The following is a 26195-nucleotide window of genomic DNA, read 5'->3' as shown; positions in this document are numbered from 1 at the left end:
CTGTAATTCCCAATTCTTCAATCTAAAATCTAAAATCTAAAATCTAAAATGGTAGGACGGATGCCCTCTACTTTTATCCGTTAATAGGTAACACTATCTCAAATTCACTTCCTCCCCCCAAAGTAGAATTTACATTAATTGTTCCGCCGTGGGTTTCGACTACAATCTGGCGGGCGATCGCCAATCCTAACCCCGTACCTTTTCCTACTGCCTTCGTAGTGAACAAATGGTCAAAAATCCGCTGTTTCACGGCTTCAGTCATGCCCGCACCGTTATCGGCAATCTGAACTTTGATGTGCCGATCGCCCGACAGACTGGTACGAACAGTGATACAGTGTGGATTTGCTTTAATTGCCTCCAAACTGCGTCCTTGGTTTGATTCTTCTAGGGCATCGATCGCGTTAGCAAGCAGGTTCATAAAGACTTGGTTCAGTTGACCGGGAAAGCATTCAATTTGCGGGAGATTGCCGTAGTCTGTGACGACTTCGATCGGGGGATGGTGTTCGTTGGCTTTCAGTCGGTGTTTCAAAATTAAGATGGTGCTGTCAATGCCCTCATGGATATTAAAGGGAACTTTGTAGTCTTTATCGGCTCTGGAGAAGGTGCGGAGGCTAGTGCTAATGCCGCGAATGCGATCGCATCCCACTTTCATCGACAACAGCATCTTTGGCAAATCTTCTAAAGCATACTCTAAATCAATATCCTCCGCATCTTCTTCGATTTCCTCGCCGGGATTTGGCAGTTTTTGTTGATATAATTTTAAGTGACCAATCACATCTTTGATTGTGGTGGTTGCTTCCTCAATATTGCCGCTAATAAAGCCGACAGGATTATTAATTTCGTGGGCAACTCCCGCTACTAAATTGCCCAAGGCGGACATTTTTTCGCTTTGCACGATTTGTAACTGTGCTTGCTGCAAATCGAGGAGCGATCGCTCTAATTCTTGTGAATAAGCTTGAGATTGTTGGTACAAGCGGGCATTTTCTAGAGAGATAGCCGCTTGGGCGCACAAAAGTTGGATGACTTCAGTGCGATCTTCTGTAAATGCACCAATTGTCAAGTTATTTTCTAGATATAGCAAGCCGATTAATTTACCCTGATTTAAAATTGGCGCGCACAGCACACTTTTGGGCTTTTCCTGCATCAAATACGGATCGGCAATAAAATCGCTTTGTACTGCTGCATTATCCAAAACTACAGTTTTCCAAGTCCGCTTAACATAGTTGACCACAGCAGCGGGAACCTCGTCGCTGGCTGACAGCGGTACAGATATTGAGATGACATCTTGATGGAAGGAGGCTACAGCTTCGATCGCGAGATTCCCATCCTTAAGCAACAGCAGAACAGCTTTTTTTGCCCCGGCATTTTCCATCACCACACACATCAGTGCAGCCAGCAATTTTTCTAATTGAATTTCACTCGATAGAGTTTGGGAGGCTTTGAGAATAGTCGAGAAATCGAGGGCTTCGTAAATACTGCTGCTGCTAGATAGAGTTGTGTGCCAGGTTTGATGTAAAACTGACGATTTATTGATTGTGTGGAGGCGAGTTTCGCTGATTCCAAAACGATTTTCTCTTGCCTGCAATATGGGAGCAAGAAGTTGGGGATAGCGCTTTTCTAAGTCATCGATTTTGGCTTTCGCACCCCAGCGAGCATAACAGTAGTAGGCTTCTTGCATATAAGCTTGCGCCACTTTTTCTTTGCCCCAGTCGAGGTAGAATTTAGCTGCTAGTTCGTTAGCGAGAGCTTCTTCTTGGATGTATTCGTTTTCTTTCGCTCCAGAAATGGCGCGATCGTACATTTCAATAGCTTCTGCCCTCTGTCTGGCAACTCGGTATTTCTCTGCTTCTACCAACTGCCACTTATGCAAATAATTCATGGGGGCGTGTTGTGCCCAATGCTGCAACTTCCTTTGATTTTCCTCAACTCGTTGCCACTGCGTTTCTAACTCAGTCTCGGACTCAGGAGTGGCAAGGGCTATGAGTGACTCATAGAAATATAAACCAGCTTCGGAAGCAGTTCCTACACTTCCCGCGATATACTGTCTTGCTCGATCGACATCTACTGCGGCCCCAGCAATGTCTCCCTGCAGGAATCTCAACGTCGCCCTGTACAAATAGAAGATGCAGAGTCGGTAAAAATCGTTAGAGGCAAGCGACTGAGAAACCAGCTTCTCCTCATAGCCTTCCTGTTCAAAGGAAATCTCAAAGTTGTTTGGATTACCCAATAAAAACAGCGTTGCTTCCCAAAAAACCGAACAATAATTTGCCGTCGTTAGTTGGTTGAGGTCGAGTAATTGCTGACGGTATGCCCGAATTTGGGGCTCAAGTTCTGCCAAAGGTTGACCGCACCAGAAAGCATTTATACAAAATGCTTGCCCGCTATACCCGACAAACTCTAGATTGCCTGTTTCTAATCCGGCTTGATAGGCTGCCTCAATAATGGGGATGGTATCTTGCAAATGCGATTTGCGATGGTACAAACAGAGTCCGATCACAGCAAAAGTTGCAGAACGAATATTTTTGGCCTCCGCGCTACTGCCAAGACGATAAGCTAATCGACCAAACCGATCGGCTACCGTCACATCTTGTAGAAAGCTGTTGAGAAAAATGCCATAACAACTATAGCTATAAGCTGAACTGCGACTGTTGCCATATTGGATAGATAAATTTACCTGTAAGGCCGTCACCAGTGCAAACAAAGACGAACCAACGAGATAACAAGCTGACACCATACTTGCCGCCACTTGCATCGCAGCCAGCTTTTGGGGGTTTACCATCGCTGGCAGATCGAATAAGTCTTCAATAGGTCGATCGGCGATCGAGCTATTAATTTCCTGCACTGCTTGCTGAATATCTTCTGATGTAGGGCGATCGGGCAATTCAACTCCTAATTCTTTGAGACTCAACAAACCGATAGCAATTGCTTCTAAAAACTTGTTCTGGGACGTTAATGCCTGAATTTTGACGATATAAACGCTCACTCGCTCTAGGGGAGTGCTGGTATGATGAATCACAGTATCAATCCACCGATCCATCTGGTCAAATTCACCACAGAGTGAAGCCAATTCTGCGGCTATTTCGTGCAAGTTCAAGGTCATCTCGTACTGTCGTTGCCAAGCGCTCTCTCCAAGCAAATTTAGCCCGATCGCAGCATACTCGCGAGCAGCTTGATAAGCAGTAGCGGCTCTGGCTTTGCGGCAAGCCGTGAGGTTGAGTTGTGCCAAATCGGATCGTTCTGTTTGGTGTTCAATCAGCGCAATACCATAATTCAACTGATTGACGACTGAAAAAATTTGCTCTTCTATAGCTGCGGGTGAAATTTGCTGGATCAGCAATTGTCCAATCTGATAGTGAGCGCGCGATCGCTCTTGTTCGGGAATTAAAGAATAGGCAGCTTGCTGAACCCGATCGTGCAAAAACTTGTAATTCACCACCTCCGAATTGTCGGTCTCCTCCCGTCTTTCTCGCCCCATATAAAACTTGTAGACTTCACTTTCAGGCAGGATTAACCCCTCTTGCAAAGCCTTCCACAAATCCGCCGCCGTTTCCGTTTCCAATTGCTGGGAGACAACTGCCAAAGTCCCCAAATCAAACTGATTCCCAACACAAGCAGCCAACTTCAACACATTTTGAGTCCCTGGCGGCAATTTTTGCAACTGCAACGCCATAAACTCGACCACATCATCCGTCAGCGCTGCCTCCCGAACTCGCACAATATCGCACTGCCAATAACCAGCAACCCGGTCAAAATCAATCAGCCCATCCTGATGCAGTGCTTTGAGAAACTGCGTTGCAAAAAAGGGATTTCCCTGGGTTTTTTGTGCCGCCAAATCAGCCAAAGGTTTTGCCCAAGATGGATCGCAATTGAGCGTATCAGCAACCAAATGATTTAGACTTTCTGAACTCAACGGTTCCAGCGTCAGAGTATTCACCGTTGCCCCAGCTTTGACGGCTGCATCCAGTGTCAGCATCAAGGGATGTGCTGCAAAGACTTCATTATCTCGGTAGGCACCAATTACTAATAAATAGCCGCTTGCTGACTCGGTAACCAGCAGTTGCATTAACCGCAGCGAGGCGGAATCAGCCCACTGCAAGTCATCCAAAAACATCACCAGGGGATGTTCTGGTTTGGTGAACACGCGAATAAAATTTTGAAACAGCAAATCAAACCGATTTTGTGCCGCCGTTCCTGATAATTCTAGTGCGGGCGGTTGTGGCCCAATAATTCTTTCGAGTTCGGGAATTACTTCAATAATGACTTGTCCGTTATCCCCTACTGCTTGCAATATTTGAGTTTGCCAATTTTTCAACTCCTGGTCACTGGCACTCAACAATTGTCCCATTAAATCTCGAAATGCTTGGACAAAAGCTGAGAAAGGAATGTTGCGGTTAAATTGGTCGAATTTGCCTTTGATGAAATAGCCGCGCTGGCGGGCAATTGGTTTGTGAACTTCATTAACAATTGCAGTTTTCCCAATCCCAGAAAAACCCGCGACTAACATTAACTCACAGCCTCCACCCTGTTCTGATGGCTGCTGGGAAAAACCTGATACTCGATCGAATGCTGCCAGCAATTCGGCCACTTCGGTTTCGCGACCGTAGAGTTTTTCGGGTATGAGGAAGCGATCGCCCACATCCCTCTGCGCGATCGTAAAACTCTCTATCTTACCGTTTTCTTCAAGTTGCTTCAAACAAAATTCTAAATCGAATTTCAGCCCCAAGGCACTCTGATAGCGGTCTTCGGCATTCTTTGCCATTAATTTGCTGACAATCTCCGATAGGACGGGCGGGATTGCGGGATTTATTTCATGCAGTGATAGCGGTTGTTTGGCAATATGACAGTGTACCAATTCCATCGCATCGTTGGATTGAAACGGCAATTGTCCCGCCAGCAATCCGTAAAAAGTCACGCCCAAAGAGTAAAAGTCTGTCCGGTAGTCAATCCCCCGATTCATCCTTCCCGTTTGTTCGGGAGACAAATAGCCGAGTGTCCCTTCCAGCACGTTAGGATTCATCAGGGTTTGAGTTTCCCTTGGCAGCAAAGATGCAATACTAAAGTCAATGAGTTTGACTTGTTTTGTTTGCGGATTAATTAAAATATTCGCTGGTTTAATGTCTTTGTGAATTATCCGGTGGCGGTAGAGTATATCTAATGTATTGCTCAGGTCGATCGCTACTTGCAAAAACTCGCTCAGAGTCGGGGCCGTTTCCCCTTGTTCCATCCATTCATTGACAGAAATTCCCCCAAAGTCTTCCATTACCAGCGCATAGCTGTTGTGGTAGGTTTCCAAGCTGTAGGTTTCGATGATTCCGGGCAAGTTGAGGTTTTTGGCGATCGTGTACTGATTGCGAAATTGCACCAGTTCGCTGAAGCTGGGATACTCGTTCCGCAAGACTTTGATGGCTACGGGCTGTTTGTCGCCAGTGCGGAAAGCTCGATAAACTAGGGTGCGAGTTCCTGAGTAAAGGCGATCGAGAATTTGATAACCTGTCAAGGAAAAATTTATACTTACCATACTTTTATTCTTCCCTTCCTCAGCGGGCTATTTCCACATTAGCAGAAGCCAATACAGTTTCCAAGTCCCGTGATTGTTATTTTAAATCAAGATGACATATATCGCTCAATGTTTGTGATGGGGATCACTGAAGTAAGGAGCGTTTTAAACGGAGCAATTATTATTTTTATTAATAATTAAATAGCCTCATCCATATAGGAATAGTGAATAATAAACTAACGCAGCCGAGGCCGATCGCACTTACCGCTAATTCGCGATCGAGATTGAAAGCTTCTGCCAGCAATGTAGTACCAAAAGCAGGAGGCATTGCCATTTGCAGCACTAGCACAAGTCGCGGCGCACCCGCAATCCCCAAAAACGTTAATCCCGTGCCAATTACCAAGGGAACTAACAGCATTTTAATCGCCAGACAAGCCAAAACTTGTTTGAGGTTGTGTAAGGAATTTAACTTGCTTAACTGCATCCCGATCGTAATTAAAGCTAAAGTAATTACAGTCCAAGCGCCTGTTGTTAACAATTCTGCGATTTGTGGCGACAGCGGCAAGCTGCGCGAGACAAATCCTAAACCAAAAGCCCACAGTGCCGGATTCAGAAAAATTGCCCGCACCGGACCTAACCAACTCTGAGGGCGATCGCTTTTACCGCAGTGAGAAGCAATAGCAACTCCCAGTATATTGATTCCCATCGTAGTGCCTAGCAAGTCGTAAAACAACGCCCAGGCAAAGTGTTCCGATCCTAATAAGGACAAGGTGACGGGAATGCCTAAAAAACCCGTATTACCAACCATCGTTGCCAATAAGAAGCTGCCTTGAGTGGGCAAACTCCATGCGCTGGTGTGTTCCGGGCTATTTTGGGCGATCGGATTAAGAGTCTTAAAACGTTCGTCGCCGACACCGAAAATTATCAAAATCCCAGCGAGTCCTCCACCTGCTAGAATTGCCGCCCAAGCTATCAGTGGCGCCATCCAAATAGCGCCCGACAAATTGGCGCTACGGATGAAAGCAACAATGCTCAATGGCGTGCCAAAGAAGAAAAGAAACTTGGCTAAATATGTAGAATAGCTTCTCGGTAGCTGGCGGCCGAGAAAAAATCCCAACGCCACCCATCCGATCAGATTTATATAAAGTTTGAGCAGCGGATTTTCTAAATAAAGCATGATTGGCTAAATCTTTACTAAATATTTACGCAGATCAACTACTTTTGCCAAAACAGCCCACCTTTAGCCCAATACGCTTGGGTTAAAAATATTTATTCCTCGGAGATCCCCCTAAATCCCCCTTAAGAAGGGGGACTTTGAATAAGTTCTTGTCCCCCCCTTTTTAAGGGGGGCTAGGGGGGATCGATCTTAACTGAATTGTATTGACCTTTAGCCTACCGCCGCACTTTTCCCTGGCACCGCAGCGCTAAATATTAATGCTTATTCAGCTTCGCAGATAATTTTCCACACAGGCCTTGACATCCACAGAAGCGCGTGTCATGATGAAGTTGAGGAATAAGTCAACATAGGTTAAAACTATGGCACGGCAAGCAAAACAATCATCTCAAGTCAAACGTTCCAGCAGCCAAGCAGCCTCCAATACTCGCACCAAATTTACCCTCTACAATTTTGCCGGAAACGCGAAAGCTTTCTATCTAGTCGATCGCATTAATTTAGAAAGAAAGCCCGGTGATATCCCTGAAAAATCCGTCGCTCACAGCATCATCATCATCGACCGTTCCGGCTCAATGTATTATGACTTAAAACCGCTGAAAGAAACCCTAATTAAGCTTTTGACCTTAGACGAATACAACAATTACCAGCTAATTGTCAGCCTGATTTCCTATGCTGGCAATGGGGACGTAATTTGTCACTTCCAGCGAATTCATATTCAAGAAGTGCTGAAGCTTGACTCTCCATACATCAAAGAAATTCAAAAAATCCACACGGCTGGCAGTACCTGCATATCGCAGTCGATGCAACTCGCTAAATCTCTGATTAAAGCGGGAGAAATGACAGCAATAAATTTGCACACAGACGGCTATGCAAATGACCCCAGTGCCAATTCGGAAGCTGCAAAACTAGGGGAAATTTGCGAAGAACTCAAAGACATGGATGTGTTTGCCAACACGATATCCTATGCCTCGGCCGACTTCAAACTTCTCTCCAAAATCGCCAACACATTATCGGGAAATTGCATCCGCGCTGGCGAAGTCAAAATGGTTTATGATGCTCTTTACGACAGCACAAAACTGTTAGGCAGTTCGGTTGCGCCTGCGCTGGAAGAACCGTTAATTAAGGAATATGATTATCAAGTTTTTGTTTCCAAAAGCGGCAAGAAAATCAACGGTTCATCGAGCACGCTGAAAATCTGCGGGCTGAAACCAGACGATCGCGGACTTTTTTACAAATATCAGAAAGTCGCCAAAGATGAGTATGACAAAGTAGATGTTCCCGTTGCTCAAACTGATGAGTCGGTGTTGGCTTTTGCGAAAGCTAACCTCGCTGACGGCAATTTAAATACGGCTAAGTATGCGCTGGCGAGCACCTTCGACGCTACTTTGACGGAAAAACACGCTAAAGCTTTGACAAATGCCCAAATAGCGGAGTTTACGGAAGATTTAGAACAGGCTGTTTTTGCGCCTGAGGTGTTGAAAAATCATGAAATTGGCGATCGGGTAAAAGTCAGCGATAAAATTTCCCTGCTGGAGTTAATCAAGATATTGGAGGAAAACAGCAACAGCATCATCATCAACTTGAAACACTTGCAAGAAAATTATCAGCGAAAAGGTGTGAAGCGAATTGAGGGAAAGCGAGACGAAAACGGCAACCTTGTCAAGCCTTGGCTGAAAACTGAATTCTTAGATGGTGGGGAATACGTGCAAATGGGTTCATTTGCCATCAATCAAAATACGGCTACGATCAATATGCTGATTACCCGAAAAGCTAAGCTGGTAAAAGTTGAGGATGGAACTTTAATCGCAGAAGTGGCGGGAATTCTCGTTACAGACCTCAATACTTTCAACAATTATACCATTGTCAGCGATGGCGAAGTTAATATTAAGTCGCTGCGAACCAAAATCAGCAGCAAACCAGTGTTTGATTTGCTCAAAAAATGCGGTGTCCTTGAAAAAGACGGTTCGCCCGTGCAAGAATTTGACTTCCGTTCAGAGTACGATATTAAGTTAGAGACTTTGCCCCTGGTGCCTTTTGACGGGCGTTACGGCAGCCTTGACGGAGTGTTTGAGGAACTCGCAGAAATCAAAATTCTCTTTAGCATTCTCTCAGCTCATTTGAAGGAAGAATCCGAGGCTTACACTGCGGAACAATTGGAAGAATTGAAACAGCATTATCTGTCAAAAAGCCTTTACATCAACTTTCCGACGACGACGGAATACACAGATTTAAAAAGTGCGATCGCCAACGGTTCAGTAGATTCGCGAGTCAGCTACAAAATCGACATCGGCAGCAAAAACATCCTCAACTTCGGCAAATTGCATTCTGCCAACAAATTTCTCGATCGCCTTTATGAAGTTTACCACAAAAACACGGGCGAAAAGCTAGCAAAACCGACATTTGACATCACCTTAGATGAGCCTGTTGTCTTCGCACACAAAACGCAGTCATCCCGAACAAAAATCACCAAAGTTGACGACTTGATGAAACTGATTTTCGATGAGTTTTTGGGGTTGGAGGATAACGGAATTGTTAGCGCTACTTTAGCCAAAGTGGGTGCAGATAGTTTGCTGCGCCTTTTGCAAGCGAAATGGCAGGGAGAAGATGTCAAGCGAGAGGAGTTTGTCGCTGCTTTAGCTAATGCGAATGAGCGACTGGAAGCTTATGCTGAAAAAGTGTACAGGGAAAAAGTTTCACCGCTGGTTTTCTATATCGGTTCTACCGGACTTATCCCGGATGAAATGGAGGCAAAAGCGGCGACTGCTGAGGAAATTAATTCTAAATACGGCAATTTGCAATTTTCTAAAGATGAGCAACAGGGGATGTTTTTTGAAGTGGGAGACTGCATTATTAGCGTGTATGCTAAGAATGAGTATTTCACGGTAGGGAAGTAGCAATTAGGGTGGGCATTTGCCCACTTTGGTTAAATATAGCTGATTGAAATGAACCGTAAATGCGTAGTCGATGGTAACAAATAAGGTAAAAAATATGGATACACCACCACTGCCACAACCCCAACTCGATCGCACACCGATCACTTTTGACCAATACGCAGCCTACACACCCGAAAAGCTAGAACTACGGCATGGTTTCTATAACTATGGAGGGCAAGACTTTACAGGTTTTTATCTTGCAGTATTGGCAAATATGGGGTTACGGGAAGCTGTTCGCCATGTACCGCTTTCACTATGGCTTGAGGCAATTCAAGAGTTAGCTTTGCAAAATCCTAAACTCAATTTTGATACTGAGATTGGGGAAGCTACGATCAACCGCTTAAACCGAGGAGTGGAAGACTTGCAAGCAGTTGCAGAGTATTTGGAAGAACAAGGTTAGTAGCGATCGCGCTTCAGAAGTGTTGTCACCCCTGAACTCGTCCTAACTGACCTTTAACCACCAGATAAATCGAGCCTGGTAGCCAGAAGGCGAGAGTGACGGGAAATTGAGAAAAGTTACCTCTCTGAGCGCCGTCTATAAGATTAAACACGCAACCCGCTATACCGATTCGCTCCCAAAATTCGCAAGGTTATAGGACGAGATTTGGGAAAGAAACAGATACCGACAATCACACCAAGCACTCCCCCAAGCAAAACATAACCTTCAATAAATTTAGAGCGCTGATCGGGAGGTAAGACTGCAAATTTTTCTGGTATCAACATGAAGAAGGAAATCCCTGCCAAGATGGTGAGGATACCGAGGATATTCCAAGTTGTTTTACTCATACTTTCAGTATATCCTCACTTATACCAAAGTGATATTCTATTACTTAAAACGGAATTTCTTCAGCTTCATCTTCCACAGCCTTAGCCGTCATCCGCCCACTGGTAATATACTCAATTTGCACCTCAACTTTGTTAATCGCTTCCGCTAACCGCTTTTGAATGTTTTAGCGATTTCTGGCCTGATTAGGGCATCTTGAGGAGATCATGTTGAACTAGCAATCTGCCTAGCAGCTTCTCGCAGCCGCTCCATATCGCGCATCGGTGGTATACCAAAAAGCCGCTTGTACTCTCGGTTGAAGTGCGAGGAATCGTCATAACCGACACGGTAAGCTGCACTGGTAGCGTCAAGGTTTTGCCCCAGCATCAGACGGCGAGCTTCCTGCAGTCGCAGTTGCTTCTGGAACTGCAAGGGACTCATGGCAGTGACAGACTTGAAGTGATGGTGGAAGCTCGATACACTCATTCCAAGCTCTCGTGCGATGCTTTCAATCCGAAGCGGCTGGTTAAAGTCTTTACGAAGTCGATCGACTGCTCTAGCAATTTGGTGGGTAGAGCCACCCAGAACTGCAATATGACGCAGCCGACCACCTTGCTCTCCCATCAGGAGTCGGTAAATAATTTCCCGCTTAATCAGTGGTGCCAGAACATTAGCTTCAGCAGGGGAATCTAGAAGCCTGACTAGCCTCACCACAGCGTCCAAAAGATTTGCATCCAACGGACTTACGTCGATCGCTTTCACATCAGCACCCCTTTGCGGTGAGGGCTCGCCCGCCTCAACCATGACTGAACCGACAAGTGTGGGGTCGAGATCGAGGCGAAGGCTAAGGTACGGTAGCGCCTTAGACGCTTCCAGAATTTGGCTGGCAATCGGCATTTCGATCGTAGCAAGCAGATAATTCATCGGGTCGTACTGATAGCGATCGCAGCCCAGAAGCACTTCTTTGCTGCCCTGAGCGATCGCACAAAAGGCAGGGATAGAGACACTATGAACGCATTCCGAAGGTGAGGAGGAGCGGTTGAAGTACAATCCTTTCAGCGGCTCAATCATCCCATCATGACGAATCGCCCGTGCAATCCGCTCAGTTAGTTCGTCTCTGTGGGCTTGCGCTCTGTCTGCAAAGCGCTTTGCCTGCTGGTCGTTCATTAACTCCATATCGGGCTTTTCACTCGGTTTGGCAGCGTTCATTTCTAAGTTTGCAGGATTGTACAACAATCTTAGACGATCGTTCTATTGCTTGCCGTTGAGGATTCTTAGAATGAAGCCAAAGCAATGAAAAACCATTTCGGCTTCTTATAAGCATTCTGGATTTTTATACAAAAGTAAACTCAGTTTTGATTGGGCAAGAGATTCCCCTACTGACAACCAAAAGGGCATCAAGGCGAACCTTGCTTCTTAAAAAATTCATCCCTATTGATAGAGCAGGCGATCGCGTGTTCGATCTCTACAATTGGGTTAGCCAAAGGAATTCAAACGATGAAACTGCTCACCGCAACGGTCCTATCGCTTTCTCTGCTCGCTTCGGCCTCGGCCCAAGCAAATCCGGCAGGAACCGCCGAGGGGTCCGGTGTTCCCAGACCTCGCCAATGCAAGATTCGCAGACAATCAGTATCACGCGAAGCGGCTCTGTGCCCTCGCGGAAGGGGCCAGCCGAAAACTTCACAGGTTCGGTGCGCGTCGATCCTCTGTTCGAGGCGATCGCTCCAGCAAACACGTTTGGCGCCAACGTTACGTTTGAGCCTGGTGCTCGATCGGCATGGCACACCCATCCGCTCGGTCAGATATTGATCGTGACAGCAGGTGTCGGGCGGGTGCAGCGCTGGGGTGGCCCGATCGAGGAGATCCGGCCAGGAGATGTCGTCCGGATTCCGCCCGGTCAGAAACACTGGCACGGAGCCTCGCCAAACACTGCGATGACGCATATCGCGATCGTGGAACAGCTCGACGGCAAGAGTACCGACTGGATGGAACAGGTCAGCGACGAGCAGTACAGTGCGCCAGGGCCGTCATTTTAACAACGTAGAATCCAATAATGTCGCCCTTGATTTCACCTTCTAGCCCTTTGGTGTAGTGCGGCTATATATTGATGTTAAGTTGGGCTAATTTGAGGTGAACGACTGATATAGATGTTAGCCAATGCTCTTGAAGGAGCGAATTTAAAGTCACTAACCCCACCCTAAAGGGATGGGGCTTGTAGGGAAACCAAGCCATAGGTAGAACACAAGCGCAAGTAGGACTAGACAACGGCCGAGAAGCCAATTTGAACTAACTGAAGGTGGCACTTTCATTGGACGTTATAGGCGCTCTTCCTAACCTGTAACCGCTCCGTTAGTCAAAGTCGAAGGAAATTAAACAGTTAGGCTTATCGCCAAACAAACACCATGCAATACGTTCCTGTAGTGGACTTTGAGCAACGTCCTTTAATGCCAACAACACCCGCAAGGGCAGAGCGTTGGATTAAATCTGGAAAAGCAACACCATTTTTCCGTAAAGGGATTTTTTGTGTCCGCTTAAACGTTGAACCTTCAAATCGTCATACTCAACCCGTAGCAGTTGGAATCGATCCGGGTTCTAAACGTGAGGGGTACACAGTCAAATCAAAAGCTCACACCTACTTAAATCAGCAGTTTCATGCTGTTGATTGGGTTAAAGATGCTGAACAGACAAGTACAAATGCCAGACGTGCAAGACGTAATCGAAAAACACCTTGTCGCCAACCTCGTCAAAACCGTTCGCGTGGCCCGATTCCTCCGAGCACGCTTGCGCGTTGGCAATTAAAAATCCGAGTAGTCAAAGTTTTTGATACCATCTTTCCCCTTTCAGGTATTGGAATTGAGGATGTAAAAGCATTGACAAAAAAAGGTTGCCACAAGTGGAATACGTCATTTTCGCCTTTAGAAGTTGGCAAAAAATGGTGCTATTCCGAGTTGGAAAAAATTGCACCTGTCACCCTATTTGATGGCTATACCGACACCTACTTAACTCGTCAAAAATTAGGTCTAAAAAAATCTAGTGTCAAGTTATCCAATGTTTTTGATGCCCATTGTGTCGATTCTTGGGTGCTAGCTTACCTGTTGGTAGGTGGCGATATATCACCAGAAAATATGGTGGTGATGGAATGTAAGCCCATCCGCATTTATCGCAGACAATTGCACGTTTTTAACCCTGGGAAAAACGGATATCGCCGTCCTTACGGTGGCTCCATGTCGCAAGGATTGAAGCGTGGGGGGATTGTCAAGCATCCTAAGTATGGAAAGTGTTACGTAGGTGGCGAAGATGCTAAAAAATCTCGAATTAGCCTGCACAGTCTTAATACAGGAAAACGCCTGTGTCAAAACGCAAAGCCCACGGATTGCAAGTTTCTGGCTTACAATTCATGGCGAACTGTAAAGCCGTCCTAAAAGGACGGGGTTTCAACCCTCCGCTGCCCTCCACCCATTTTTCTGATGACTAAATCTGTTAGTGAAGACTACCAAATCAGGACAATACTTAGCATCGCCGACAAAAATGGCTTCATTTTGGACGCAGACAACTTAAATATTAACAAATCCGGAATGGACTTCATAACTACGTTTGCTACTGCCAAAGAGGATAATACCAAATGGGTATTGCGATTTCCCAGAAGACTTGATGTTGTTGAGCGTATGTATTATGAAAGAGAAGTTCTTGAACTGGTTAAAAGCCAAGTCGATGTGAGCGTTCCCGTCTGGAAAATTGTTTCGGATGAACTGGTTGCCTATCCGCTATTAAAGGGAATTCCTGCCGGAACCATAGATCCAGATATCGGCGATTATGTATGGTACATCGATCCGAAGTCCCCGCCTGCTGTATACATTTCTTCGGTAGCAAAAACACTGGCGCAACTTCACAGAACACACATTGAGGTAGTGAAACAATTCAGTATCCGAGTTCAAACAGTCGATCGAGTGCGGCAATCTATGGCAGAGAATATGGAGAAGACCAGAGAACTGCTTGGTGTTTCTGATACACGCTGGGCACGTTGGCAGGACTGGATTGCCAATGATGCCTTGTGGCCTCAGCATTCGGCTTTGATTCACGGAGACTTTCACCCCGGTCATACGCTTGTGGACAAAGACGGAAATTTGATGGGACTAATCGATTGGACAGAAGCCGCAGTAAGCGATCCGGCCAAGGATTTCGTCTGTTTCTATGCCATCTTCGGCGAGCAAGTTCTCCAGGATGTGCTCGAGCATTACCAAACTGCTGGTGGGATCGTATGGTCTTATATGAAGGAACACATCATAGAACTCTGGAATGCTCATCCTGTGGAATACGCCTTATTCGCCTTGCTAACTGGAAAGGAAGAACATATAGCCGGGGCTCGATCCTCTTTAGCTTGGAGTGGATGATATTGGTTCAATACGGGTGGCCGCCGAGATACCTGCAAATAGGGACACTTTGTAAATAAATATTGCAGAGAAGCGCTTTCAGTGGGTGCAGACCGTTAGAAGAGTCGGCGCGAAAAACAAACACTTGTCCAGGGGTTGTTGGAGAATTTTGCAAGGAGAAGCATGGACGATAATCAAGAACGGAAAGATTTCAGTTCAACCGAGAGCGATTCGCAGCTCAGCGCGGACGAAGAAACACTGCTCGACCAACTCGGTATTACCGGCGCTGCTCGCCGCAAATTCTTGGGGCAAAGCATGGCAGCCCTACTCGGCACCTTCGCCTTCCACCTGCTGGCTAAAGAGGAGGCCTTTTCCACGCTCGCCGCTGCGCCCGACGCGGTGTTCGCCCAAACCGCTGGGGTTGAAAACGCCGTTAAGGTGCTTTTGAAAATCAACGGCTCGGCCCAACGCCTGGAAGTGGATTCGCGCACGGCGCTGCTCGACGCCCTGCGCGAAAGACTTGGATTGACCGGCACTAAAAAAGGATGCGATCAAGGACAGTGCGGCGCTTGTACGGTCATCGTTGACGGGCGCCGCGTGCTTTCTTGTCTGACACTTGCCGCTAGCTGCGAGGGGAAAGAGGTGACGACCATCGAAGGGATCGCTGACGGCGACAATCTTCATCCGATGCAGGCGGCGTTCATCAAACACGACGGCTTTCAGTGCGGCTACTGCACGCCGGGGCAGATATGTTCGGCGGTGGCGCTGCTGCAGGAAGCCAAAAACGGCGACGCGAGTCACGTCACTAACAATTTGCGGACGAGCACGCAGAATTTAAGTCTCTCTGATGAAGAAATCAGAGAACGCATGAGCGGCAATATTTGCCGTTGCGGCGCGTATCCGGGAATCGTGGCGGCAATCAGAGAAGTTCAGTCCGGGCGCGAAACAGCCCAGGCTTGGCATTTTGCCAGCGATGAAGAAATTGCCGTTGCATTAAACGAGGGGGGCAAAGCCGATGAAATCGTTTAAATATTCCAGCGCCACCGATGCGGCAAGCGCCGTTGGCACCGTTTCCGCTAATCAAACGGCAAAGTTTCTCGCAGGCGGGACAAATCTGATTGATTTGATGAAAGAATACGTCGAGCGTCCCAGCGAACTTGTTGACATCTCAGGTTTGAATCTGGCGGAAATTCGATCGACCTCGAACGGAATTTCGATCGGCGCCTTAGCCAAAAATACCGACACGGCCAACCATCCGCTGGTCCGGCAAAATTACCCGCTGCTGTCAATGGCGATTTTAGCCGGTGCCTCCGCGCAGCTTCGCAATATGGCGACCAACGGGGGAAATTTAATGCAGCGCACCCGTTGCCAGTATTTTTACGACATCGCTATGCCCTGCAACAAACGCGAACCGGGCAGCGGATGCGGAGCGCTTCAGGGACTCAATCGCATTCATGCCATTTTTGGCTACAGCGACAAATGCGTGGCGACTTACCCGGGCGATATGGCGAATGCGCTTTATGCGCTGGACGCGGTAGTGAGGATTCGCGGCACGAACGGGCAAGAACGCACTATCCCGCTGCAGGATTTTCATCGCTTGCCGGGCAACACGCCTGAAAAAGATAACAATCTTCAGCATGGGGAATTGATCGTGGCGATCGAAATGCCGAAGAATAATTTCGCCAATAAGTCTTATTACCTAAAAGTTCGCGATCGGGCTTCCTATGCTTTCGCACTGCTTGCCGTGGCTGCTGCTTTAGAAACAAGCGGCAACACCATCAAACAGGCACGCATTGTTTTGGGCAGCGTCGCGCATAAACCTTGGCGTTCGCCCGAAGCGGAAAGAGTTCTGATCGGAAAACCTGCGACGGAAACAACTTTTCAGGCTGCTGCCGAAGCGGCTCTGAAAGATGCGAAACCGCTTGAACATAACGGTTATAAAGTCGAACTCGGAAAACGCGCTATTGTTCTGGCTTTGCAGCAAGCGTTGACGAGCGGTGCGGTCTAATTATATCAATTCCGGTTGTATTGGAATGATTAAACCGCAGAGAACGCAGAGAACGCAGAGGAAGAGAAGAGAGAGATGAATACAGGACGATGAAGGGCGGATTTGATATTAGGGAGGAGAAAATAAATGGCAAGATACATCGGAAAAGAAATGAGCCGCGTGGACGGCGCAGCCAAAGTTACGGGCAAGGCTAAATACGCGGCGGAATTCCAGGTTCCCAATCTCGCTTACGGTTTTATCGTGCTGGGAACTGTAGCAAAGGGCACGATTAAATCGATCGACACGCGCGAGGCTGAAGGCGCAGCAGGCGTAGTTCGCGTCTTCACGCACCTGAACGCACCGAAGCTTGGTCCGAAGTCTTCCACAGAGCAGTCCCCGCCCAACGCCACCGAGGAGGAAGACAAGTCGTTTCGGGCGCTCCAGTCCGACAAAATCTTCTTCAATATGCAGCCGGTGGCACTCGTCGTTGCCGAGACATACGAGCAGGCACGTTATGCGGCACGTCTGGTTAAAGTCTCCTACAACTCACAGCAGCACATGACCGACACTGAGGCGGTGCGCTCGATCGCGCGCGTCCCCACTAAAGAGCCGCCTCCGAAGCGGCGCGGTAATCCCGAAGAGGCGATGCGCGCAGCGGCCGTGAAGGTAGAGGCCGAGTACCGCATCCCGATCGAGCATCACAACCCCATGGAGCCGCACGCGGCGATCGCGGTCTGGGAAGGCGACAAGCTAACGGTCTTCGACAAGACGCAGGCGGTCTATAGCGTGCGCACACATTTGGCTTCGAGTTTCGGCCTGCCCGAGGAAAACGTGAGTGTGGTCTCGCCCTTCGTCGGCGGGGCGTTTGGAGCGTCGCTGCGCCCGAACTATTATCCGGCGCTGACAGCGATGGCAGCCCGCGAACTCAGGCGCCCAGTCAAGGTTGTCTATACGCGCACGCAAATGTTCACTGGCCACGGTTATCGTCCGCACACGATTCAGACGATCGCCCTCGGCGCGGAGCGATCGGGAAAGCTCTCGGCGATGATTCATGAAGCCGTGCACAACACCTCCACCATCGAGGAGTTCTCAGACAACACCACGGGTTTCACGCGCCAAGTCTATGCGTGCCCGAATCTCTACGCGCCGCTCAAGATTACCAACACGGATCTCGCCACCCCGACCTGGATGCGCGCACCGGGGGCTGTTAGCGGGATGTTCGCGCTGGAATGTGCGATGGACGAGCTGGCCTACGCGCTGCGGATCGACCCGCTCGAACTTCGGCTGATCAACTATGCCGAAGTAGACCCCGAGAGCGGCAAGCCATTTTCGAGTAAGGCGTTGCGGGAGTGCTACCGGCTGGGCGCGGAAAAATTCGGTTGGAAGAATCGCAAGTCCGAGCCCCGATCGATGCGTGACGGACGCCTACTCGTGGGTTGGGGAATGGCGACCGGCGTCTGGGGCGCTTTCCAGATGCCTGCTGCCGCCCTCGTCACGCTGCAGGTGGACGGCACGGCCAAAGTCGCAAGTGCGACCAGCGACATCGGACCTGGCACCTACACGGTGATGACAATGATCGCTGCCGAGTATCTGGGGCTGAAGTTGGAGCAGGTGAAATTTGAACTCGGCGACACGAAGTTCCCTCGGGCACCGTCGCAGGGGGGCTCTTGGACGACGGCGAGCGTCGGCTCGGCGGTGCGCGGGGCGGCTCTGGCGATCGGCACGAAGTTGCTCGCCCTCGCGAACCAGGAAGCGAATTCTCCGCTCAAGGGGGCAGCCTCTTCCGATGTCGAGATGCTCGACGGGCAACTGCGACTAATAAGCGACCCTGAGCGTTCCGTCAACATCTCCGCAGTGATGAAGCGTAATAATCTCACCGCAATCACGGAAACATTCGAGTCGCGTCCCTCAGAGGATCGCCAGAAGTATGCGACGTTGGCGCACGGCGCGCAGTTCATTGAAGTGAAGGTCGATCCGGATGTGGGGACTGTCCAGGTTACGCGCGCTATTGAAGTGACTGCCTGTGGCAAGATCATCAATCCGAAGGCCTCGCACAGTCAGGAAATCGGCGGCGTTGTCTGGGGCATTGGTATGGCGCTGCAAGAGGCGACTGAAATCGACCATCGTTACGGGCGGATCATGAATCCGAATTTGCAGCACTATCACGTGCCGGTTAATGCCGATGTCTTGGAGATCGACACGATATTCGTTGAGGAGGAGGATAAAGTCGTCAATCCGCTCGGTGTCAAGGGCATGGGCGAACTCGGCATGGTCGGCATCCCGGCGGCGATCGCCAACGCTGTTTTTCATGCCACGGGCAAACGCATCAGGGACCTGCCGATTACGCCGGACAAGCTGCTTTGAGTCAGGTCATTTGTTGATTGAAGTGGCAGGGGTAGTCGAGGCGATCGCAAACGCGAACCTCAGGGGGAACGGTGCGCGCTGGCAACGGTGGGCAGTGTGGAAGAATCTTCGTACCGTCGCCTTGGTGCAAGGCATGGGAATGGGTGCAAGACTGGTTCCGAAAAAAGTTAATTATAGGTATTGAACTATTATGTAGTGCACTACATAATAGTTGTTGACTGGATTTTTAAATGGATAACAACTCGAACATCAACCAACGGCGACAGGTGGGGAGGCAGCTTTCGTTTGCCCTCTATAGTGCGTCGAACCGCGTCATTCGGCTTCATCGGCCCTTTCTTGAGCCTTTGGGCCTGACCTATCCTCAGTTTCTGGTCATGCTGGCTCTCTACGAGGGCACCCCGCGCACTGTTGGGGAAGTAGGGCAAGAACTCGGTATGGATAACGGAACCTTGACGCCCCTCTTAAAGCGCCTGGAGAGCGCGGGATTGGTGACGCGCACCCGTGACCAGCAGGACGAACGCCGCGTTCTTATCGATCTGACAGAAGCGGGCGAGGCACTCCGCGAGGCAGCGTGCTCTATCCCTGAAAAGATCGAGACGGCCTGCCGTCTTTCCGATGAAGACCTTGCCGAGCTTCGCGACACCTTGAACGGGCTGGCAATACCCCGTTCAGCTAAGGCTCTCGACCACGAACCACCTTCCACCTGACACCATCTTTTGAGGTTTCACGATGTCAAACGCAACACACCTTTCAAACGGTCTCATTGAATTAGAAAATGAACCATTACAAACGCTCTCTTTTGAAGAGACAGTTCGAGCGCGCCGCTCATTCGGTTCATTTTTACCAACACCCGTCCCTAACGCTCAAATTTTGCAAGTCTTGGAAGATGCACAATATTCTCCATCGAATTGCAACACGCAGCCGTGGAACACACACATCGTTTCGGGCGAAAAGATCAAAGAATTGGGCCGCATTCTAACCGAGCAAAACGAAGCGGAGAATTTCACGCCGGATTTTAGCTTCGATATGGAGTGCTTTTATGGCGCCTATAGTGAACGCCGAATTGAACACGGCAAAACCTTTTATGAGGCGATGGGTGTGGCGCGGGGCGACAAGATCGCGCGTCATAAAGCCGCTGCAAAAAATTACACCTTCTACGGTGCACCTCATGTCGCTCTGCTCTTCATGCCTTCCTTTGGAGATAATGTGCGCGTTGGCGGTGACATTGGAATGTATGGCCAGACGTTTTTGTTGTCTCTGACGGCGCGCGGTTTAGGAGGTATTCCGCAGACCGCCATTGGCTTTTTTGCACAGACCATCCGCGAATATTTGGGTATCTCCGATGAACTCAAGCTGATGTTTGCCATTGCGTTTGGCTATCCAGACTTCACAGCACCAGTCAACAGTGTTCGGATGGGGCGCGTTCCCGTCTCAGAGAGCGTGACCTTTCACCATTAAAAAAAGTTCGGATGGGGATGATTGGTCATTTAACAGATGTAACCCACAGACCAGAAGTAAAAGCCGCGCTGGCGCAGGCTGACGCCGGGCAGATTGCTGGCTACCGCGCGCCCGGCGGACGAGGCCGCGCGCCCCTACTTCGAGAATCACTCGGGGTAAGACCGGCCCAAATGATGTACAGCAGTGGAATGAGACTCTTACCCAGTACAAGGAAATCGTTTTATGAAGATAGGCATTCTTGGCACGGGCCATATCGGCACGACGCTGGTGACAAAACTGAGCGCGGCCGGACACGACGTGAAGGTCGCCAATTCGCGCGGCCCTGAGACAATCGACGTTGACATCCTCAAGAACGGTGCTCGTGCGGTCACCTCCGCGGAGGCGGTCACACGGGTTGATGTGGTGATCATGTCCACGCCGCTTGGCGCCATCCCCCGGATCGCACCACTGTTCGCAGACGTGCCCGCTGAAACGGTGGTCATCGACACGTCCAACTATTATCCCAAGCGTGACGGCGAAATTGCGGCGATCGAAGGCGGGCAGGCCGAGAGCGAGTGGGTCGCCGAGCAGATCGGTCGCCCAATTGCCAAGGCATGGAACGCGATCACGTCCGCATCCTTCGCCGACAAGGGCGCGCCTGCAGGGGCAGCGGGTCGCATCGCAATCCCCGTCGCCGCCGATGGCGACCGGGAGCGCGACGTGGCGATGACGCTGGTCGACGAAACCGGTCTCGACGCGGTTTATTCAGGCACGCTTGCCGAGTCCTGGCGCCAGCAGCCCGGCTCGCCCTGTTACTGCACAGACCTCAGCCGCGAGGAGATGCCTGCCGCGCTCGCCTCGGCGGAACGTGAGCGCTTGCCCAGGCGCCGCGAGCTTGCGATCGAGGCGATCATGGAGCGGGTGGGTGATAGCACTACCAACCCTGATTCTGACTATGCCGTGCGCCTGACCCGCGCGCTGTTCATGTGAAGGCGGTCATTGGCTGGAGAACAACTTCCCCGCCCGTCACGCCGATCGTCCCGACCGACCACAACAGTGAGACATGACATGGTTCGTCACACGATCGTCGAGTCGCGCCACGCCTCTTCCCGTTCGACATCCACACAAACAACCGGAGAGCAATCATGGCGACCGACACCAGCCCACTCATCTTCCTCATGGGCGTCACCGGCCAGACCGGCCGCTACATCCTGGAGGATTTCGACAAAAATCCGGGCAACGCACGCATCCGTATCGGGGTGCGCAAGCAGGAGGATCTGGAGCGGTTTCGCAATGAAGGTCGCGACGCGGTGCTGTTCGACCTCGACGATCCGCGCACATTCGGGCCTGCGCTCTGCGGTGTCGATCGGCTCAATATCCTGACCGGCTACACGATCGCCATGACGCACCAGACCAAGACGCTGGTCGACGCCGCCAAGAAGGCGGGGGTGAAGCACATCGTCAATCAGGGCGTCTTTGCCAACGACGACTGCACCGACTCGAAATTCTCCTGGTTCGCGCTGGTCGAGTGCTACATCGAGGCCAGTGGCATACCCTGGACGCATCTGCACCCCAATATGTTCATGGATGGAATGTTGAACGTGTCGCCGCCGACGGGCGGTTCGTTCCCGGTGTTCTGGGGAGAGCAGCGGGTCGGCTACATCGCCGTTACAGATATTGCGGCGGTCACGGCCAAGGTCTTGCGCGACGGACCCGAGAACCACGCCTCGAAGAACTATTATCTGAGCACCGAGACGATGACGGGACCCGAACTCGCCATCATGTTGAGCGAGGTCATGGGCCGCACGATCACCTGCGACGTGCGCCATCCAGCGGACATGGAAGCCTTGTTCAAGGCGGGCGGGTTGAAGGTCGAGGACTGGTACGCCAAGAGCTCGATAGAATTCTGCACACAACTGGCCGACGGGCGGCTGGGCTATTTCGGCACGGTGCGCGACGACATCCCATATTTGCTGAGTCGGCCCGGAACCAGTTTCCGTGCTTGGGCGACAGCACACCGGGCCGAACTGCTCGATCTGGTTGATCGGCGCGCCGACGAAACTCGCACGGAATAACCCTCTTACCCAATACAAGGAAATCGTTTTATGAAGATAGGCATTCTTGGCACTGGCCATATCGGGAAGACTTTGGCACGCAAACTCAGTGCGGCCGGACATGACGTGAAGGTGGCCAACTCTCGCGGCCCTGAGACGATCGAGGCCGATGTGCTGGCTTTCGGCGCACGCGCGGTCTCGACCGCCCAAGCGGTGGAGGACGTTGACGCGGTGATCCTCTCGATCCCTCTCAACCGCATTCCCACAATCGCGCCGCTAATCGCCAACCTACCAGCCGAGACAGTCGTCATCGACACGTCCAATTACTATCCCCACCGCGACGACAAGATCGATGCTATCGAGGCCGGGCAGGTTGAGAGCCTTTGGGTGGCCGAACAGCTAGGCCGGCCGATCGCCAAGGCGTGGAACGCGATCGGGTCTGGCTCCTTCGCCACCAAGGGCAAGCCTGCTGGAAGCCCTGACCGTATTGCCCTCCCTGTGGCTGCTGACCGCGAGAACGATCGCTCCGTGGCGATGGCCCTCGTCGAAGACACCGGGCTTGATGCTTTCGACGCGGGCACGATCGCCGATTCGTGGCGTCAGCAACCCGGCACGCCCTGCTATTGCACCGATCTCACGCGCGAACAGATGGCTGCAGCGCTGGCATCTGCCGACGCATCGCGATCGCCAAAGCGCCGGGACTTAGCAGTTGCAGTGATGCAAGAGCGGCTTGGTGACGCCACGACAAATCCGGATGCCGATTTCGGGGTTCGTCTGAGCCGTGCGATTTATATGTAACGTGAGTTCGGGATCAGAAAGGGACAAGCAAGTAAGCTAAAAGTCATCAAACCAAAGCTTTACAAGCTCGTCCCACGATTAGTTTAGAAGAAGAATTTTGCAGGATTGTACAATAACTTGCAAGTATCGTTATATCGTCCTTTATGCTGAAGTCTTTATAATCAAACTTAAACAGTGAGATACAAAAAATTTTAGGCTGAGCAATGAAAGAACTACACGATATTAAGGCTGCTTTAGAGCAAGTAAAAGACACCACGAAAAAGCTAGCCTTGGCAACTTTAGTTAAAGTGGAAGGTTCAACTTATCGCCGTCCTGGTGCGCGAATGTTGATGAGTGCAGATGGCTTGATAGTAGGTGCAATTAGCGGTGGCTGTTTGGAAAGTGATGTATTTGAGAAAGCACAGCAGGTAATGAACACTGGTAGTCCCTGTGTGGTTAAGTATGACTCCACCTCCGAGGAAGATTTAATTTGGGGATTGGGGCTTGGCTGTCAAGGCATTGCTTATGTTTTGATTGAATCGTTGCCAGTAAACGAGCCGAACCAAATTAGTTTTGTCCACAAATGCCTTGATACTCGGTTTGAGTGTGCTATTGCAACTGTATTTAATATAGAGGGTGAAAGCAAATCTCAAATAGGCGATCGCTTGCTACTAAATTCAGATATCATCAACCACATCAGCGATGAGGAATTAGCAGCAGCGGTTTTAAGGGACACACAAGCAGCACTTCAACACAAAACCTCGGTAGGGAAACAATATCAGTTAACAGGCGGGAAAGTTGAAGTTTTTATTCAAGTCATTCAGCCGCCGCTGTCGCTGGTAATTTTGGGTGCTGGGTATGACGTTCTTCCCGTTGTTCGCTTTGGCAAAGAGTTAGGATGGCATATTACTGTAGTCGATCACCGCCAACGGGAAGCAAGCCGAAAGCGTTTTCAAGAAGCCGATCGAGTTGAATTTTGTTCTCCTCATGATTTATTAAAAAAAATCGAGATAGATGAGCGTACTGTTGCTGTAGTTATGACTCATAATTATTTAGACGACCTGGAATTGCTGAGAGTGTTATTGCCTTCAGGCTTAAAATACTTAGGTGTACTTGGCCCTAAGAAAAGAACAGCCAGATTATTGCAAGAACTAGAACAAGAAGGAGTTATCCCCACTCCACAACAGCAACAAAATTTATATAGTCCGGTGGGACTCGACATTGGTGCAGATAATTCCGAAGAGATTGCTTTGGCGATTATCGCCGAAATTCAAGCAGTAACAGCAAAGCATCAAGGCGGTTTTTTAAGAAATCGCACTGTACCAATTCATGCTTCAATCAATAGTCAACAATCAAAAAATTAATGACTAATATAGCGGTTCTCAAGCGTGGTGAGGTATGCCCAATGCCCAATGCCCAATGCCCAATGCCCAATGCCCAATGCCCAATGCCAGATAGTACCTCATGTTACTGAGAAAGGCTATACGAGTATGTTCTTAATAATCAAAAATTCAAAATTTGGGTATGGTATTTAAAATCGGTCTGATTATTCTCGCTGCTGGGTCTGCAACCCGCATGGGAAGACCAAAACAATTGCTTTCTTATCAAGGACGCAGCCTGATACTCCATGCGGTTGAAGTTGCCTTAGCTTCTCTTTGTCAACCTATCATAGTAGTCCTGGGAGCTTATGTAGAACAAATTAAACCGGAACTAATGCTAAAGGCAGTGCAAGTTGTCGAGAACTCCCAATGGCAAGAGGGAATGTCTTCTTCTATTCGCGCTGGTATTAGTATGCTACTGAAAACTAACTCTAAACTTGATGCAGTTATCATCTCACTTGCAGATCAGCCGCTAGTTTCTCCCCAGATTTTCAATCAATTGATTCAGTCTTATCAAGAAACGCAAAAAGTAATTATTGCCTCAAAGTATAACGAAACTACAGGTGTACCTGCCCTGTTTAGCAATGCCTTATTTCCAGAACTGATGCAGCTTGAAGGAGATAAAGGTGCAAAAGCGTTAATCCAAAAATATATAGATACAGGAGTGATTCTGCTAATACCAGAAGCTGCGATTGATATTGATACCCCGGACGATTACAAGCAGTTGCTATTAAAGAATTTTAAAGAGTGAATAGATTATGAAAACTAACGATCGCCAAATTTACCAACAAGTAATTTTGACACACGCCAGAAAACCGCAAAACAAAGGAAAAACTAACCCAGTACACCGTCAACACCGAGGAGAAAATCCCTATTGCGGTGATGTGGTTGATTTAACGCTGCTACTAGATGAAGCAGAAAGTAAAGTTGCAGATATTAAATTTGAAGGTGCAGGTTGTGCTTTGTGCCTTGCTTCTGCTGACTTAATGGCGATCGCTATCAAAGGTAAAACTATTTCACAGGTGCTTTTAATGGTAGAACAGTTTCGCGAGATGGCAGCGGGAAATACTCAGTTTGAGCCTCCGTTGGAGAAACTCAATATCATGCAAGGTGTTTCCCGATATCCGATGCGGGTTAAGTGTGCAACTTTGGCTTGGCATACCCTCAAAGCGGCGCTGAGTTCGGTTGAAACTAGGAATGAACAGGTATAGCCTTTCTCAGTAACATGAGCTGCTCTCGCGGGCATAGGGCATAGGGCATAGGGCATAGGGCATCAATTGCGAGCGGTGTGTACCTCATTTTATGGAGAACCGCTATATAGTCAGCATCCAGCAGAGGCACATCCAATGGACTCACGTCAGTTCGATCGTACCAAGCAGATAACTGGAGTTTAGACTAAAAGCGATATGAGAGAACGCAAACCAAATGGAATTAGAGATTAAAAATATTATCTTTTCAGC

The 26195-nt window shown here is 49.3% G+C and carries 21 protein-coding genes; 17 read left to right on the top strand and 4 right to left on the bottom strand.

All coding sequences use genetic code 11. From position 1 onward, the window contains the following. Positions 1-73 precede the first annotated feature (73 nt). Together QUA20_RS22390 and QUA20_RS22385 are read right to left on the bottom strand one after the other, a co-directional pair. Positions 74-5518: an AAA family ATPase gene (locus QUA20_RS22390; protein ID WP_333191233.1), complete on the bottom strand. Its 5445-nt coding sequence runs from the start codon at positions 5516-5518 to the stop codon at positions 74-76. 169 nt (positions 5519-5687) lie between these two features. Then, a complete protein-coding gene (locus tag QUA20_RS22385; RefSeq protein WP_333191232.1) occupies positions 5688-6674 on the bottom strand; it encodes an AEC family transporter in 987 nt (328 codons plus the stop codon). A 359-nt stretch (positions 6675-7033) separates the two neighbouring features. Here QUA20_RS22385 and QUA20_RS22380 point away from each other — a divergent pair, with 359 nt between their 5' ends. Beyond that, positions 7034-9565 carry a VWA domain-containing protein gene (locus QUA20_RS22380; RefSeq protein ID WP_333191230.1) on the top strand — a complete coding sequence of 844 codons (2532 nt, stop codon included), beginning with the start codon at positions 7034-7036 and terminating at the stop codon, positions 9563-9565. Between the two features lie 94 nt (positions 9566-9659). Beyond that, positions 9660-10004 carry a hypothetical protein gene (locus QUA20_RS22375; RefSeq protein WP_333191228.1) on the top strand — a complete coding sequence of 115 codons (345 nt, stop codon included), beginning with the start codon at positions 9660-9662 and terminating at the stop codon, positions 10002-10004. Positions 10005-10147: 143 nt separating this feature from the next. Here the strand turns inward: QUA20_RS22375 and QUA20_RS22370 are convergent, their stop codons facing one another. Then, positions 10148-10390, bottom strand: a complete 243-nt coding sequence (locus QUA20_RS22370; protein ID WP_333191227.1) for a hypothetical protein — start codon at positions 10388-10390, stop codon at positions 10148-10150. Between the two features lie 202 nt (positions 10391-10592). Further along, the gene (locus QUA20_RS22365) at positions 10593-11576 is read right to left on the bottom strand and encodes an AraC family transcriptional regulator (protein ID WP_333191225.1); all 984 of its coding nucleotides are present in this window, start codon (positions 11574-11576) and stop codon (positions 10593-10595) included. A gap of 398 nt (positions 11577-11974) precedes the next feature. On the opposite strand from QUA20_RS22365, the gene QUA20_RS22360 reads away from it, so the two are divergent. The 15 genes from QUA20_RS22360 to sufU all read left to right on the top strand — a co-directional run bounded on the left by QUA20_RS22360 (position 11975) and on the right by sufU (position 25946). After that, on the top strand, positions 11975-12403 hold the full coding sequence (locus tag QUA20_RS22360; protein WP_333191223.1) for a (R)-mandelonitrile lyase: 429 nt from the start codon (positions 11975-11977) through the stop codon (positions 12401-12403). A gap of 366 nt (positions 12404-12769) precedes the next feature. Beyond that, positions 12770-13789 carry an RRXRR domain-containing protein gene (locus QUA20_RS22355; RefSeq protein WP_333191221.1) on the top strand — a complete coding sequence of 340 codons (1020 nt, stop codon included), beginning with the start codon at positions 12770-12772 and terminating at the stop codon, positions 13787-13789. Between the two features lie 45 nt (positions 13790-13834). Beyond that, on the top strand, positions 13835-14758 hold the full coding sequence (locus QUA20_RS22350) for a macrolide 2'-phosphotransferase (protein ID WP_333191219.1): 924 nt from the start codon (positions 13835-13837) through the stop codon (positions 14756-14758). Positions 14759-14920: 162 nt separating this feature from the next. Next, on the top strand, positions 14921-15766 hold the full coding sequence (locus QUA20_RS22345) for a 2Fe-2S iron-sulfur cluster-binding protein (protein ID WP_333191218.1): 846 nt from the start codon (positions 14921-14923) through the stop codon (positions 15764-15766). Next, complete coding sequence (locus tag QUA20_RS22340) at positions 15753-16745, top strand: xanthine dehydrogenase family protein subunit M (protein ID WP_333191216.1); 993 nt, start codon at positions 15753-15755, stop codon at positions 16743-16745. Before QUA20_RS22345 ends, QUA20_RS22340 begins: the two co-directional genes overlap by 14 nt. A 126-nt stretch (positions 16746-16871) precedes the next feature. Continuing rightward, positions 16872-19088 (top strand): xanthine dehydrogenase family protein molybdopterin-binding subunit, encoded by a 2217-nt coding sequence (locus QUA20_RS22335; RefSeq protein ID WP_333191215.1) that lies wholly within the window; start codon positions 16872-16874, stop codon positions 19086-19088. Positions 19089-19098: 10 nt separating this feature from the next. Further along, positions 19099-19272 carry a hypothetical protein gene (locus QUA20_RS22330; RefSeq protein WP_333191213.1) on the top strand — a complete coding sequence of 58 codons (174 nt, stop codon included), beginning with the start codon at positions 19099-19101 and terminating at the stop codon, positions 19270-19272. Positions 19273-19318: 46 nt separating this feature from the next. Next, the gene (locus tag QUA20_RS22325) at positions 19319-19795 is read left to right on the top strand and encodes a MarR family transcriptional regulator (RefSeq protein ID WP_333191211.1); all 477 of its coding nucleotides are present in this window, start codon (positions 19319-19321) and stop codon (positions 19793-19795) included. Between the two features lie 22 nt (positions 19796-19817). Next, complete coding sequence (locus QUA20_RS22320) at positions 19818-20546, top strand: nitroreductase (RefSeq protein WP_333191209.1); 729 nt, start codon at positions 19818-19820, stop codon at positions 20544-20546. 222 nt (positions 20547-20768) lie between these two features. Further along, positions 20769-21515: an NAD(P)-binding domain-containing protein gene (locus QUA20_RS22315; RefSeq protein WP_333191207.1), complete on the top strand. Its 747-nt coding sequence runs from the start codon at positions 20769-20771 to the stop codon at positions 21513-21515. Positions 21516-21670: 155 nt separating this feature from the next. Next, positions 21671-22600 (top strand): NmrA family NAD(P)-binding protein, encoded by a 930-nt coding sequence (locus QUA20_RS22310; RefSeq protein WP_333191205.1) that lies wholly within the window; start codon positions 21671-21673, stop codon positions 22598-22600. A 30-nt stretch (positions 22601-22630) separates the two neighbouring features. Then, the gene (locus tag QUA20_RS22305) at positions 22631-23377 is read left to right on the top strand and encodes an NAD(P)-binding domain-containing protein (protein WP_333191204.1); all 747 of its coding nucleotides are present in this window, start codon (positions 22631-22633) and stop codon (positions 23375-23377) included. 203 nt (positions 23378-23580) lie between these two features. Then, the gene (locus tag QUA20_RS22300; RefSeq protein WP_333191203.1) at positions 23581-24720 is read left to right on the top strand and encodes an XdhC/CoxI family protein; all 1140 of its coding nucleotides are present in this window, start codon (positions 23581-23583) and stop codon (positions 24718-24720) included. Between the two features lie 160 nt (positions 24721-24880). Then, on the top strand, positions 24881-25486 hold the full coding sequence (locus QUA20_RS22295; protein WP_333191202.1) for a nucleotidyltransferase family protein: 606 nt from the start codon (positions 24881-24883) through the stop codon (positions 25484-25486). 7 nt (positions 25487-25493) lie between these two features. Continuing rightward, positions 25494-25946 (top strand): Fe-S cluster assembly sulfur transfer protein SufU, encoded by a 453-nt coding sequence (gene sufU / locus QUA20_RS22290; RefSeq protein ID WP_333191200.1) that lies wholly within the window; start codon positions 25494-25496, stop codon positions 25944-25946. Positions 25947-26195: the final 249 nt, after the last annotated feature.

The sequence above is a fragment of the Microcoleus sp. Pol7_A1 genome, assembly GCF_036701085.1.
GTDB classification, from domain to species: Bacteria; Cyanobacteriota; Cyanobacteriia; order Cyanobacteriales; family Microcoleaceae; genus Microcoleus; species Microcoleus asticus.
Note: the sequence above shows the minus strand (reverse complement) of the source record. Positions and strands in the feature narration are given on the sequence as shown.

Excerpts from the sequence above, each read along its gene's own strand:
- QUA20_RS22390 (WP_333191233.1), bottom strand. The coding sequence starts at position 5,518 with ATGGTAAGTATAAATTTTTCCTTGACAGGTTATCAAATTCTCGATCGC.
- QUA20_RS22385 (WP_333191232.1), bottom strand. The coding sequence starts at position 6,674 with ATGCTTTATTTAGAAAATCCGCTGCTCAAACTTTATATAAATCTGATC.
- QUA20_RS22380 (WP_333191230.1), top strand. The coding sequence starts at position 7,034 with ATGGCACGGCAAGCAAAACAATCATCTCAAGTCAAACGTTCCAGCAGC.
- QUA20_RS22375 (WP_333191228.1), top strand. The coding sequence starts at position 9,660 with ATGGATACACCACCACTGCCACAACCCCAACTCGATCGCACACCGATC.
- QUA20_RS22370 (WP_333191227.1), bottom strand. The coding sequence starts at position 10,390 with ATGAGTAAAACAACTTGGAATATCCTCGGTATCCTCACCATCTTGGCA.
- QUA20_RS22365 (WP_333191225.1), bottom strand. The coding sequence starts at position 11,576 with ATGAACGCTGCCAAACCGAGTGAAAAGCCCGATATGGAGTTAATGAAC.
- QUA20_RS22360 (WP_333191223.1), top strand. The coding sequence starts at position 11,975 with ATGCAAGATTCGCAGACAATCAGTATCACGCGAAGCGGCTCTGTGCCC.
- QUA20_RS22355 (WP_333191221.1), top strand. The coding sequence starts at position 12,770 with ATGCAATACGTTCCTGTAGTGGACTTTGAGCAACGTCCTTTAATGCCA.
- QUA20_RS22350 (WP_333191219.1), top strand. The coding sequence starts at position 13,835 with ATGACTAAATCTGTTAGTGAAGACTACCAAATCAGGACAATACTTAGC.
- QUA20_RS22345 (WP_333191218.1), top strand. The coding sequence starts at position 14,921 with ATGGACGATAATCAAGAACGGAAAGATTTCAGTTCAACCGAGAGCGAT.
- QUA20_RS22340 (WP_333191216.1), top strand. The coding sequence starts at position 15,753 with ATGAAATCGTTTAAATATTCCAGCGCCACCGATGCGGCAAGCGCCGTT.
- QUA20_RS22335 (WP_333191215.1), top strand. The coding sequence starts at position 16,872 with ATGGCAAGATACATCGGAAAAGAAATGAGCCGCGTGGACGGCGCAGCC.
- QUA20_RS22325 (WP_333191211.1), top strand. The coding sequence starts at position 19,319 with ATGGATAACAACTCGAACATCAACCAACGGCGACAGGTGGGGAGGCAG.
- QUA20_RS22320 (WP_333191209.1), top strand. The coding sequence starts at position 19,818 with ATGTCAAACGCAACACACCTTTCAAACGGTCTCATTGAATTAGAAAAT.
- QUA20_RS22315 (WP_333191207.1), top strand. The coding sequence starts at position 20,769 with ATGAAGATAGGCATTCTTGGCACGGGCCATATCGGCACGACGCTGGTG.
- QUA20_RS22310 (WP_333191205.1), top strand. The coding sequence starts at position 21,671 with ATGGCGACCGACACCAGCCCACTCATCTTCCTCATGGGCGTCACCGGC.
- QUA20_RS22305 (WP_333191204.1), top strand. The coding sequence starts at position 22,631 with ATGAAGATAGGCATTCTTGGCACTGGCCATATCGGGAAGACTTTGGCA.
- QUA20_RS22300 (WP_333191203.1), top strand. The coding sequence starts at position 23,581 with ATGAAAGAACTACACGATATTAAGGCTGCTTTAGAGCAAGTAAAAGAC.
- QUA20_RS22295 (WP_333191202.1), top strand. The coding sequence starts at position 24,881 with ATGGTATTTAAAATCGGTCTGATTATTCTCGCTGCTGGGTCTGCAACC.
- sufU (WP_333191200.1), top strand. The coding sequence starts at position 25,494 with ATGAAAACTAACGATCGCCAAATTTACCAACAAGTAATTTTGACACAC.